The sequence below is a fragment of the Sanguibacteroides sp. AM78-02pH3A genome (genome assembly GCF_027666085.1).
In the GTDB taxonomy this organism is placed as follows: domain Bacteria; phylum Bacteroidota; class Bacteroidia; order Bacteroidales; family Marinifilaceae; genus Gabonibacter; species Gabonibacter massiliensis.
The window spans coordinates 1-11,765 of record NZ_JAQEHX010000014.1; the positions used below are offsets into that span (position 1 = coordinate 1).

Below are 11,765 nucleotides of genomic sequence, written 5' to 3' on the forward strand. Positions count from 1 at the left end.
CGAGCTCCTTTCGTTCGGTTTATCGATAATATTGAATCGGTTCGCTATACGGAAGTAGATCAATTCTGTTAATAGTAACAGAATAAAAACGAGCAGATAATACATACTAAAATGAGATAAATAGCGTACTGGAGCGGATATTTTGTGGAATTTTAAATATCCCTCAATTCTTGTTTATTGCTGAAAGCTCCGGATTGTTTTTTCGAGTCCATCCCTGGCACGCACGGGCATCCGGCCGATCTCCAATGCTGCTTTTATTTTGGCGTTCGACACCACGTAAGTTTCGGTCAGTTTTTGAAGCCTTTCCAGGTTTAAAGGCAGATGAATGACACTGCCCAATCGGGCGCATCCCGTCATAAACCCTTTATTGACTTTCCAGATACGCGGTTTTTTGCCCATTGCTTCGCACATCAGGGCAATGAGTTCATTCGTCGAAAGTGCCTCATCGTCGGCCATATGGTAGATACCGGAAGGTATATCCTTACTGATCAGCCCGTCGATCACATAACAAAGATTGTCGATAGAGGTAAATGTCCGCCGGTTCTCGAAATCCCCCAGCGGCCAGGGCAGTCCTTTTTGCACTACTTTATACAAAAGGTTCAGGTTCCCTTTATTTCCCGGTCCGTGAATCATACAAGGTCGTAAGATATACACTTCCTTACGATTTGCCCACCGCGCCTTTTTCGAAAGGATATACTCTTCCGCTGCAATCTTACTCTCACCGTAGGGTCCTACCGGAGTAGGAATCACTTCTTCAGTCAACACGTCACCTACCACGAAATCCGCCGCCGCTTTTACGGAACTGAAAAAAATAAATTTTTTTGCATTGGATTGTAGGAAAAAGTCGAAAACTTTCTTGGTCAATCCCGTGTTGATATCGAAATATTCCTGTGCCTGCGTCCGGTTTTTCGTATCGTGGGCTTTCCCGGCCAGATGGATGATTGTGTCAATGTGATGTAGTAGTTTGGCTGTTTCCTGTTGGTACGGAGTGAAAGGTTGCCGGTATGTGTCCATGTCTTCCCAACTGAAAGTGGTATGTACGCCTTCTTTGGAAGGGGATATTATATCTAAACCGTATATGCAATGTTTTTTAGATAAGGATTTAGTCAGATTTGATCCGACGAAACCATGTATGCCGGTTATGAGTATATTCATCGTATCAAATTTTTAATATCTCAATTAGATGATCGATACATATTTGTTTATTAAAGTATTGAGAGCAATATTGTTTGCCTTTTTCTCCCATTTGCTTTTTTTGAGTTGTTGGAATAGTTTTCAAAAGCAAAATGTTTTTGGCAAGGTCTGTATAATCTCCGGCATTCACGACTAAACCACAAGCTGCTTCTTTTATGATTTCAGCACCTTCTCCGTTAAGCATGGCGATAACAGGTTTTCCTGCGGCCATATATGCCTGAAGTTTTGCCGGGACTGTGAGATTAAAAATCGATTCATCCTTGAGTGCCAACAACATAGCATCTGCTTGTTCAAAAAATGCGGGCATAGCCTCTAATGGAAACCGGCCTAAGATATGGACTGTTTTTGTCAGATTATGCTTTTTAATAAATTCTTCTATCCAGGGACGTTTTCTGCCATCACCAATAAAAATAAACTGAATGTCCTGTTTTTCTTTTAATAATAAGATTGCTTGCATTATATGCTCGAAATCTTGAGCTTCTCCGATATTTCCGGCGAACATAACTTTAAATCCATCTGGTAATGCAGGTATTGGGTAAGCGGTCGAATTTTTGAATACATCTTCTGCCCAATTTGGAAAATAGATCAATTTTTCAATAAAATTGCCTTTCTTAATAATGGAATCTTTGAATTTTCTAGAACTGATCAGGAGTTTATCTGCATTTTTGTATACATATTTGACTATTCCATTAAAAAATGAGAGGACTAATTTATTATGAACTCCTCCTGCTGAGATCAAACTTTCCGGCCAAAGATCCAATACCCAAAAATACAAAGGTATTTTCTGTATTTTTTTTACGATTATAGCAGGTATCCCTTGGGTAATCGGAGAGGGTTCATGTACGATAATTGCATCATATTTATACCAGATTCCTAACCAAAGAGCTTTCCAAGAAGCAAAAAATGCCCAACTGAAATAATTTAATGCCAAACGAAATCCACTGCAATGTCCTCGTGAGATAAGCCACGATCGGATGATCCTGACTCCTTGAATTGTTTGTTTCCTTTTTTTGAAAAGACCGTATCCTTGGAAAAATTTTCCAGAAGGATAATTAGGTATTCCGGTTAATACGGTAACTGTATATCCTTTTCGTTGCAGTTCAAAAGCAATATCATTACTTTTAAAATTTTCGGGATAAAAATATTGGGTGACTAAAAGGATTTTCATTCTGGTTTATTTTTCATTCCACACCACTCTTTTTACATAATCAGTATAAGAAATGATAATCCGTACGACTTTATCTGATACGTTCGGTATGCTGTAATCATATACCGGGCGAAAGTTCCGTTGCTTCAGGTGTTGGTTTTGTAGCTCTGCCAATCCCTGCATTATCCGTTCGGGATTCAATCCTACCATCATCACGCTTGCTTCTTCCATCGCCTCTGGCCTTTCGTGTGCTTCCCGTATGTTCAGCGCCCTGAAATTCAGAATAGATGACTCCTCGCTGATGGTGCCGCTGTCCGATAATACGGCACAGGAATTGATTTGTAGCTGGTTGTAATCGCTCAGGCTCATAGGTTTCATTAGCCTCACCAACGGATTGAATGTTACCTCTTTTTTCTCTATCATTTTTCGGGTGCGGGGATGGCAAGAGACGATGAGCGGATAACCGTAGGTCTGCGCCACGTTGTTCAGGATCTCTACCAGGTTGAAGAAATGCTTTTCATCGGCTATATTTTCCTCGCGGTGGGCCGATACCACAAAATATTTACCTTTCTCCAATTGCAGGGTTTCCAGAATTCCGGAAGCTTTTATTTTGGGCAGGTACTGGTTCAACACCTCGTACATGGGGCTTCCGGTTTTGATAACCCTGTCTGCCGGCAATCCTTCCCGGAGAAGGTATTCCCGGGCGATGGAACTATAAGTAAGGTTTATATCGGAAATGTGATCTACGATCTTCCGGTTGCTCTCCTCCGGCACCCGTTGGTCGAAACACCGGTTACCGGCTTCCATATGAAATATCGGGATATGTCTTTTCTTGGCGGCTATGGCACACAAACAGGAGTTGGTATCTCCCAGTACCAGAAAGGCATCCGGAGCTACTTCGGCCAGCACCGGATCTATGTTGATAAGTATCTGTCCGGCGGTTTCCGTTGCATTTTTACCGGCCGCATTGAGAAAATAATCCGGTTTCCGCAGTCCCAGGTCTTCAAAAAACAGCTCGTTTAATTCGTAATCATAGTTCTGTCCGGTATGGACCAATGTATGCTCTATGGCTGGACTTTTATCTAATTTTTGCAGTACACAGGCCAGGCGGATGATCTCCGGACGGGTTCCTACTACTGTTAAAACCTTTAATTTTTTCATGATATGGATGGATGATTTTATTATACTTTTTCAAAATAGGTATCTCCGTCTGCCGGATCATACCATTCATTTATCCAAAACTGGGTGTACAGTTCTTCTGTACCTGTATTGGTAATGTTGTGGGTATACCAGACCGGCATATCCACATAGGCCGGTTCCCGACCGTCCAGGTAGAAATCAAGCACCTCCGGTGTCCCTATTTTCCGGAGTTGTATTCTGGCCTTTCCTTTAATTACTATGAAACGCTCTATTTTCCGGGTATGGAAATGATTTCCCCGGGTGATCCCCGGTACGGTAGTGGAAAATGAAACTTGACCGCCAATGCCGAGTTTTATCGTTTCGACAAAGATACCCCGGGGATCGGCATGTTGCGTTAATTTTACTGGAAAATGGCCTGGCAGGTCTATATAGCAGCGGAAAGTGTTGAAAAGATTGACTTCATTCCGGTCCTTTAGTTCTGGGATGATGCCCTGATCGAAATAGAGTGTTTTGTAATTTTCGAACAGAGTAAGAATGTCGGTTACTTTTTTTTCAAAATCATGAGGGATGTCTGTTCGTTCGACGACAGGTTCATCGTGTCGTGCTTTTTGAAATATCTTTTCGAGTATGTATTGGCATAGTGAGTCTACATAGATCAGGCGGACATTGCTGTCTACCAGTACTTCGGGTTGCTCTCCGTGTGTCAGTTTATGACAGAAGGTAGCGATAAACGAATTGTAGCCGGGACGGCCAAAAGGACCGTATACGTTCGGTACTACCATTCCCGTGAACGATGCTCCGTTGCGTTCAGCCCATTTTTCGAGCAAGGCTCTTCCTTCCCGTTTGGATTTTCCGTATTCATTCTCTCTCTCTTCCTGGGTGGAAGAGGAGAATAAAACATGCGGAGTTACATTTTCCGCCTCCATGGCCTCTATGAGCTGGTCTACCAGCCGGATGTTGGTCTCGTAAATGACTCGGGGGTCCGGGTGCCGGTTCATCGCGGCCAGGTGTACGATCACATCGCATTCTCTGACGAAGGAGCGAAGCTGCTGTCGGTTCTGAAAATAACTGTCTTCAAAGGGAATCCGCCGGATTGTATCGGGATACAACCCCAATGTGTTGTAAAGATGTGTTCCTACAAAGCCGGCCTGCCCTGTAATACCGATTCTTAGCATAGGATAGTATTTTTTGAATTATTACAGCGATTGCAGGTCTGCCCGGATCATATCCAGCTTCAACAGGAGTTGTTTCATTCCTTCTACATCCAGACGGGCCGTATTGTGCGAATGGTAATCTTCTATTCCGGATACTTTTTCGTTTCCCTCTACAAAGAACTTATCATAATTCAGGTCCCTCGTATCGCAAGGTATCCGGTAATAGTCTCCCATATCTTCCGCCTTTGCCATCTCTTCCCGCGTAACCAGGGTTTCATAGAGTTTCTCGCCGTGGCGGGTCCCGATGATTTTTACCTGTGTCTCTGCCCGGTAGAGTTGCTTTAAGGCTTCCGCCAATACCGACAATGTGGCGGCAGGGGCTTTCTGTACGAACAGATCCCCGTTCTCCCCGTGTTGGAAAGCGTAAATCACCAGATCCACCGCATCATCGAGGGTCATCATAAAACGGGTCATATTCGGATCGGTAATGGTAATGTTGTGCTTGTTTTTGATCTGCTCTATCCAGAGGGGGATAACCGAACCGCGACTGGCCATGACATTTCCGTACCGGGTGCAACAGATAGTGGTAGTGCTGTTTTTCCCCAATTGCCGTCCTTTGGCTATCGCTACCTTCTCCATCATAGCCTTACTGATACCCATTGCATTGATGGGATAGGCCGCTTTATCGGTGGAAAGTACCACTACGTTTTTTACGCCGTGCGCAATGGCCGAGTCCAGCACATTCTCCGTACCGAGCACATTGGTACGGACAGCCTGTGTGGGAAAGAACTCGCAGGAGGGAACCTGTTTCAGGGCTGCTGCATGGAAGATATAATCTACGCCGGGCATTGCCCCGTCCACGGATCGTTTATCGCGTACGTCTCCGATGTAAAATTTAACTTTCGGATTTTGCAAAGCATGACGCATGTCATCCTGCTTTTTTTCATCGCGGCTGAAAATCCGTATCTCTTTAATGTCCGAGTTCAGGAAACGCCGAAGAACGGCGTTCCCGAATGAGCCTGTACCGCCCGTGATTAATAACGTTTTGTCTTTGAACATTTTATTTAAATTTTCGTTTTTCAATACCTACTAACTGCATGATACGCGTCCCAAGCGTAATGATTCTGAATTTGTTTTTATAGTCCCGGAAGGTCTTGTTTTCTCCTTCGAAGATATTTTGTAGTTCTTCTCTGGAAATTCCGAGTTTGCTGCAAATAAAATTCTTGTCCTGCTCCATTATTTCGTCGCTTACTTCGGGACGGGATAATCTTTCCAGCGCCTCGTCTCGTGTCATTTGGCCCGTCAGGATCAAACTGGAAAAATGGGCGCGGCGTTTGTCATACCCGAATTTTTCAGGCAGCCAGTATGTCTCAAAAAAGCGGGTGAAATAAGATTCGTGATGTTTATGCTGATAGGGTTGCCATCCGAATTTTTCGTTTAGTTCGGCGATGGCCGTCTCTTTAAAATAAGGCATCAGATCCAGCGGCTTGATCACTTTGATTCCTTTAAAATACCGGTAGAATATCTTATATTTTAAGATATCCGATAACGGAAAACTTTTTAACTTTTTCTTCCCGTACTTTTTATGAACATCTTTTACAAATGTGACATCTGTTGCATAATAGCTGCCCCACTCCAGCGGTTCCCGTACACATTCGGTAGAATAGTTGCCTCCGGTTAAAATATATTTTATATTGTTTCTGGAGGCGTAATTATATAAGACGGAGAAGAAGGCGACATCCTGCGGCGTATCTGCATCCGGCACCTGCGATTTGAGAAACGCAAGCTGCAGATCTTTCATCTCTTCCCAATCCACTACAAATGTTTCCAGATCCAGTCCCAGTCCGTCTACGATACATCTGACATTGTTAATGGAAACAGGAGTATTCCAGCCGGCATCCACATGCAGCAACAAAGGCCGCAATCCGAATTTCTCTTTGGCATAATAGGCCACAAATGAACTGTCCAGACCTCCGCTTAATCCTATAAGACAATCGTATTCTTTCCCTTTTCCCTCCGCTTTTATTTTTTCGATCAACGGTTTCAGCTTCTCCATTCCGCTCTGATCCGGATGCCACATGGGCTTGATATTTTCATAAAAGTTATGGCAGTGATCGCACATGCCATTGGCATCAAATTCAATTAATGAATCTGACGTATCCATTACACAATTGGTGCAAATTCTATATTCTTTCTCCTCTTTTCTTCTCATAATGATTGTTGTTCAAATAATTTATCAAAATTCTCAGATCCGGGATAGTTTATCAGCACGGCCCTGCGCACTCCTTTGTAAATGAAAAACGAACCGGCGGCTACGGCCGAGGCATAACCTGAGGTTACGGCATCTCTGAAATCTTCCATTTTGCCTGCGCCTCCCATCGCTACCACGGGGATGGTTACGGCTTCGGATACCGATTTTATTAACTCCGTATCGAAACCTTGCATGGTTCCGTCCCCGTCAATGGAATTGATAATGATCTCTCCTGCTCCGTTCGCTTCCATTTGCCTGACGAATGATAACAGGTCTGCATCGGCTTGTTTTCTTCCGTTATGAATGAATATCTTGTATTTGCCAAAGAAGTTCTTTTTTACATCCACGCATACCGATAAGGTAGAGGAGCCGAACTCGGCCGCCGCCTGTTTAATGAAAGCGGGATTTTTAACGGCGGCGCTGGAAATGATTACCTTTTCAGCCCCTATATGAATAATATCCCGGATGTCTTCTATACTCCTGATACCGCCTCCGGCTGCAAAAGGCATACTGGCTTCATCGGCAATACGTCTGAGCAGGTCCAGATCCATTAACCGTTTTTCATTGGTAGCCTCAATGTCCAGAAAACATAGTTCATCCACCTTTAATTGATTGAAAAGATTGACGGCATTGATGGGGTCACCGATATACCGGTGGTTTTTAAATTTTTCTGATTTTACCAACCCGTTGTTCTGGAGCAAAAGAGTAGGTATGATTCGGGGCCTGAACATATTACAGATTATAAAAATTTTTCAGAAGCTGCGCTCCGTGTTCGTGACTTTTTTCCGGGTGGAATTGTACGCCAAAGAGATTTTCTTTAGCCAGGGCCGATACGAACGGATATTCATAATCGGTTGTTGTTAGCACCTCTTCCGCGTTATGCGATATAACATGGTAAGAATGTACAAAATAAAATTTTTTAGCAGGATCTATTCCGCAGGTCAGGGGCGAGTCTTTTTTATAAGTTACGTCATTCCATCCGATATGCGGGACTTTGTATCTCAATTTATCTTGTACGTGAAAACGGACGACATCCGCATCAAACCATCCGAACCCTTTCGTATCGCCTTCCTCGCTGCTCCGGGTCATCAGTTGAAGACCTAAACATATCCCCAGAACAGGCGTTTGTTTCTCCAGCGCCATGTAATTCAGCAGATCCCACAGTCCCGATTCCCTGAGTTTCCGGACGGCCGATCCGAAATGGCCTACGCCGGGGAGGATCAGTTTATCCGCTTTTTCTATTTGGTTTAAATTACCGGAAATGACAGCCGTTTTTCCGTCCCGGTCGATTTTTCTTTGAATGGACCGCAGATTTCCCATTCCGTAGTCCACAATAACGATATTCATTTTTTTGTTCTGCCTAATAGATTATTATACAATTGAATATAGTCTTCAAAACGGTTGTTTTTGTCATATAGCCCTGCGGCGCGGTCCAGGCAGGCGTTTTTGTAGCTCTCTTTTGTATTTTTAAGTATATCGGATGTACGCTCCTTAAGCGCCTGTATATCCCCTTTTTCCACCACATACCCTGTTTCGCCGGAAACGGACTCCACACTTCCTCCCGTATTGTAAGTTATGACGGGGGTGCCGCATGCCATGGATTCCAGGTTGGTGGTCGGAAAGGTATCTTCCCAGGTCGGATTGATAAAAACAGTAGACATCGTATACAGAGTAGCCAGCTGCCGTACGTTTTCTGTTCGCTCCATACCGGTAATATTGGCCGGCAGCAGTTTTAACTGCTTCTTTGTCAGTCCTACCAATACAATGCGCCAGTCGGACGGGATAATCTGCGACAACCGGATAAAGTCCGCCAATCCTTTGCGTTGATCCCAGGTACTGGCTACCCCGAGTAAAATGGGAGCGTTCCCGGGGATTCCCAGCTTTTTCATCATATTCTCCGTGTCGCATAAAGGTTGGGGGGAGAAAGTATGCAGATCTATGCCGTTTTGGATTATTTTTACCGGATATTTCTGTAAAAAAGACTGTTTTACAATTCTGCCCAGCCATTCTGAAACAGGAACGATCGTCATGTTGGGAACCGCATTGAATAACTCTTTCTTAAGGGTATAATTTTTATAGGATCTGTCTGTCATATAGCTTGCCGGATATACTTTTTTCTGAATGCAGTCGCTGCATTGGGTTTGCCATTTGTAACATCCTGCATAATCGAAATGGGCGCAGTGACCGGTAAAGGCCCAGCAATCATGAAACACCCATACCACCGGCGTATTTATAGAGGATAAATACCGGAATAGCACCTTCATATTCAGAAAATAACCGTGAATGTGGTGCAATTGGATAATATCGGGCTTTATCTCTTCGATTTGCCGGATCAGTTTCCGGGTAGCCCTGGTTGAGTGGAGACAGTGGCGGTCAAACAACCGTGTCATGATGCCGTGCCAATATATGCCGGGTTTTGCTCCTATTTTGATGGTTTGGGATCTGCTTGGCAGGTGATTCCGGGCGTAGGTAATGTAACTTTTCCAGCCGTGCGATATGGCCGTTTGCCCTATTTGCTCCGCGATCCGGCCTACGGAGCCGGAGTTTACTTCAATACTTATCTGAAAAAGAGTTGGCATGCTACAATGAATTGTAATCTTCTATAACGGATTGTGCGATCCTTTCATAGCTGAAATACTCCTTGCCTTTCGTCCTGGCATTGTTCCTCATGTTTTCCAGCATTTCCGGGTTTGAAATCATCTGCCGGATGCACTTTTGCAGATCATCTGCGGAATCTTCTTTTGTAAATAATATGGTATCGGCCGTATTCAAATATTCCGCACCGTCCCAGTATTTGCAGATCAACGGCAGTCCGCAGCAAATCGCCTGTTGCCATAGAACGGACTGACTGCCTGGAAAACAGGCAAAATCAGATGCCATAAAGAAATTATATATTTCGGAGGGACTTTTCCAGCCTGTAAAAATAATGTCGGGATCATTACCGGCCAATCGGGATAATTCATCCCTGTATTGCGGATCTTCAATGCTCCCGATAAGCAATAACTTGGAATGGGCCGGTTTATGCGTTTTCTTATAGGCTTCAATTAAAAGGTGGATATTTTTTTCTCTGTTCATTTTTCCGGCCGATACGATCATCAGATCTTTTTCACCCATCTTCAATCCGGTTCGGATCTCTGTCCGGATGCTGCCGGCACGGGCTACGTTCATCTTGTCCCAATCGCCTCCGAGCGGCAAAAGCTTAATTCTGGAGTCTGGAATGCCGTACATCTCTTTCATAAACTTACCTGTTCCGGGGGTCACCGCATATCTTATCCCAACATATTTATCTGTGACTTTTGTAAGAAATCGGTATAAACCTTTGTGAAGAATGAGGCGGGATATAAGATTATTCCCGGAGTTATGTATATCACAATGATAGTCGATAAATAATTTGCAATTCCTGTTTTTCCGGATATATTTTACAATATCCCAGAGACAGAAATAGGGCAATTCATGAAAATAGATAAGATCGGGCCGTTCGGCAACCAATGTACGGTACAGCCCCCTGTACATAATAAACCTGTAATTTGCTTTGTACCGGAGCGGGAGTCTTATGATCCTGCACCTGCCGACGGTATAAGTATATGATTCAAGTGCCGACAGATCGGGAACTTTATAATTGAAGCATCCCGCATAGTCCCGGGTGGAAATAACCGTAACATCCGCTCCTAATTTAGCCTGCGCTTCGGGAAGCTCGTTTTCCTGGTAGGAATAATTGTCAATATATGTATGTGCGATATGAACGATCTTCATTCTCTTTTTATAGCCGGCAGTTAAATCTTATTTATATATCTCCTGTAAAATATGTTCCTGGTTTTCCCATGCATATTCTGTCCGGTTCATTTGCTCTCCGGCATGGCTTTGGATCTGTCGTATGGACATAGCGATCTCTTCCGGCCGGATCTGATTCACCAGAAAAAGATGCGGGTCCTCTAATCGCAATAATCCCGGCGTGCAATAGGCAATAACAGGGGTGCCGGAAGAGAGATATTCATAGATTTTATTACTTGCGGAAAAATAATTGTTAATACTTGTCGGCCTGTACAGACAGATGCCTATATCGGTGGACTGGGCTATGGAGAGCACTTTTTCCTGGGGAGCGAGAGGTTTCAGATAGATCCGGTCGGTGAGATTCTCTTGCCGGATAAGTTTTTCCAGGCTCTCTTTATAGGTTTTACCGGCGTTGCCTATCAGGAATAGAACTGCCTTGTCTACGTATTTCATAGCGCAGATCAACTCTTTAATGCACCGGTCGTCATCCATCACGCCGGAATAAGACAGAACGGTGCGTCCTTCGGGCCGGAAGTCATATTCCGAAGTAAAAAAGCCGGTTTGGCCCGGTGTGATCCGGGCCGGAAAATTTTCCAGCAGAAAAAGTTTCTCCGGAGCTACCCTGTATTTCATCCGGATCAGATTCAGGCGGTCCGTCTGGGGCACAATCACAGCATGCGCGCGGCGGATCAGAGAGCTTTCCAGCCTGGTAAGAATGTATTCTTTAAATAATGCCGGAATACCCATATTCATTTCATGGGCGTCATACACATATTTAACCCCCTTTATCCTGAAAAACGACATTACAAAAGTGTTCAGATCATTGCAGTGAACGTAATCCGGTTTTATTTTTTTTAATGTACGGCGTACTTTCCTGTAAAATAAAAGATTTCTGAAAAGTATGGAGAATGTGCTTCCTCCGCTGTTTTTGGGGATTAAAATAGTCCGGATACCCAGGCTCTCATCCGGCTGTTTCTGCCTGGAAGCTGAATAGATCAGGATCACTTCGTGCCCTTGTGATTTTAAAGACCGGATCTCTTTTTTTACCCGTCCGTCGTGGGCTATATCTCCAATTAATAGAACCGCAATTTTTGACATATATATATTC

11 protein-coding genes and 1 pseudogene are annotated in these 11,765 nt (G+C 44.0%); all 12 read right to left on the minus strand.

What is annotated here, in order from left to right:
* A pseudogene (locus PGR74_RS13355) lies at positions 1-105 on the minus strand (UDP-GlcNAc--UDP-phosphate GlcNAc-1-phosphate transferase); the annotation flags it as partial.
* 69 nt (positions 106-174) lie between these two features.
* Positions 175-1,155, minus strand: a complete 981-nt coding sequence (locus PGR74_RS13360; RefSeq protein WP_270517313.1) for an NAD-dependent epimerase/dehydratase family protein — start codon at positions 1,153-1,155, stop codon at positions 175-177.
* A gap of 4 nt (positions 1,156-1,159) precedes the next feature.
* Positions 1,160-2,362, minus strand: a complete 1,203-nt coding sequence (locus PGR74_RS13365; RefSeq protein ID WP_270517314.1) for a glycosyltransferase family 4 protein — start codon at positions 2,360-2,362, stop codon at positions 1,160-1,162.
* A gap of 6 nt (positions 2,363-2,368) precedes the next feature.
* Positions 2,369-3,502 carry a non-hydrolyzing UDP-N-acetylglucosamine 2-epimerase gene (gene wecB / locus PGR74_RS13370; RefSeq protein ID WP_270517315.1) on the minus strand — a complete coding sequence of 378 codons (1,134 nt, stop codon included), beginning with the start codon at positions 3,500-3,502 and terminating at the stop codon, positions 2,369-2,371.
* 20 nt (positions 3,503-3,522) lie between these two features.
* Positions 3,523-4,656: a polysaccharide biosynthesis C-terminal domain-containing protein gene (locus PGR74_RS13375; RefSeq protein WP_270517316.1), complete on the minus strand. Its 1,134-nt coding sequence runs from the start codon at positions 4,654-4,656 to the stop codon at positions 3,523-3,525.
* Positions 4,657-4,677: 21 nt separating this feature from the next.
* Positions 4,678-5,694, minus strand: coding sequence for a polysaccharide biosynthesis protein (locus PGR74_RS13380; protein ID WP_270517317.1), 1,017 nt, complete (start codon positions 5,692-5,694; stop codon positions 4,678-4,680).
* 1 nt (position 5,695) lies between these two features.
* On the minus strand, positions 5,696-6,847 hold the full coding sequence (locus tag PGR74_RS13385) for an N-acetyl sugar amidotransferase (protein ID WP_270517318.1): 1,152 nt from the start codon (positions 6,845-6,847) through the stop codon (positions 5,696-5,698).
* Positions 6,844-7,617 carry an AglZ/HisF2 family acetamidino modification protein gene (locus PGR74_RS13390; protein WP_270517319.1) on the minus strand — a complete coding sequence of 258 codons (774 nt, stop codon included), beginning with the start codon at positions 7,615-7,617 and terminating at the stop codon, positions 6,844-6,846. The genes PGR74_RS13385 and PGR74_RS13390 overlap by 4 nt, the downstream gene beginning before the upstream one ends.
* A gap of 1 nt (position 7,618) precedes the next feature.
* Entirely contained in the window at positions 7,619-8,233 is a 615-nt protein-coding gene (gene hisH, locus PGR74_RS13395) for an imidazole glycerol phosphate synthase subunit HisH (protein ID WP_270517320.1), read from the minus strand.
* Positions 8,230-9,465: a glycosyltransferase gene (locus PGR74_RS13400; RefSeq protein ID WP_270517321.1), complete on the minus strand. Its 1,236-nt coding sequence runs from the start codon at positions 9,463-9,465 to the stop codon at positions 8,230-8,232. Before PGR74_RS13400 ends, hisH begins: the two co-directional genes overlap by 4 nt.
* Before the next feature lies 1 nt (position 9,466).
* Positions 9,467-10,639, minus strand: a complete 1,173-nt coding sequence (locus PGR74_RS13405) for a glycosyltransferase family 4 protein (RefSeq protein WP_270517322.1) — start codon at positions 10,637-10,639, stop codon at positions 9,467-9,469.
* Between the two features lie 27 nt (positions 10,640-10,666).
* Positions 10,667-11,755, minus strand: coding sequence for a glycosyltransferase (locus PGR74_RS13410; RefSeq protein ID WP_270517323.1), 1,089 nt, complete (start codon positions 11,753-11,755; stop codon positions 10,667-10,669).
* Positions 11,756-11,765 lie beyond the last annotated feature (10 nt).

What these genes read in the sequence shown, in the direction of transcription:
- hisH (WP_270517320.1), bottom strand. Translation starts at nt 8,233, where the DNA reads ATGAATATCGTTATTGTGGACTACGGAATGGGAAATCTGCGGTCCATT.
- PGR74_RS13405 (WP_270517322.1), bottom strand. Translation starts at nt 10,639, where the DNA reads ATGAAGATCGTTCATATCGCACATACATATATTGACAATTATTCCTAC.
- PGR74_RS13375 (WP_270517316.1), bottom strand. Translation starts at nt 4,656, where the DNA reads ATGCTAAGAATCGGTATTACAGGGCAGGCCGGCTTTGTAGGAACACAT.
- PGR74_RS13385 (WP_270517318.1), bottom strand. Translation starts at nt 6,847, where the DNA reads ATGAGAAGAAAAGAGGAGAAAGAATATAGAATTTGCACCAATTGTGTA.
- PGR74_RS13410 (WP_270517323.1), bottom strand. Translation starts at nt 11,755, where the DNA reads ATGTCAAAAATTGCGGTTCTATTAATTGGAGATATAGCCCACGACGGA.
- PGR74_RS13380 (WP_270517317.1), bottom strand. Translation starts at nt 5,694, where the DNA reads ATGTTCAAAGACAAAACGTTATTAATCACGGGCGGTACAGGCTCATTC.
- PGR74_RS13365 (WP_270517314.1), bottom strand. Translation starts at nt 2,362, where the DNA reads ATGAAAATCCTTTTAGTCACCCAATATTTTTATCCCGAAAATTTTAAA.
- wecB (WP_270517315.1), bottom strand. Translation starts at nt 3,502, where the DNA reads ATGAAAAAATTAAAGGTTTTAACAGTAGTAGGAACCCGTCCGGAGATC.
- PGR74_RS13390 (WP_270517319.1), bottom strand. Translation starts at nt 7,617, where the DNA reads ATGTTCAGGCCCCGAATCATACCTACTCTTTTGCTCCAGAACAACGGG.
- PGR74_RS13400 (WP_270517321.1), bottom strand. Translation starts at nt 9,465, where the DNA reads ATGCCAACTCTTTTTCAGATAAGTATTGAAGTAAACTCCGGCTCCGTA.
- PGR74_RS13360 (WP_270517313.1), bottom strand. Translation starts at nt 1,155, where the DNA reads ATGAATATACTCATAACCGGCATACATGGTTTCGTCGGATCAAATCTG.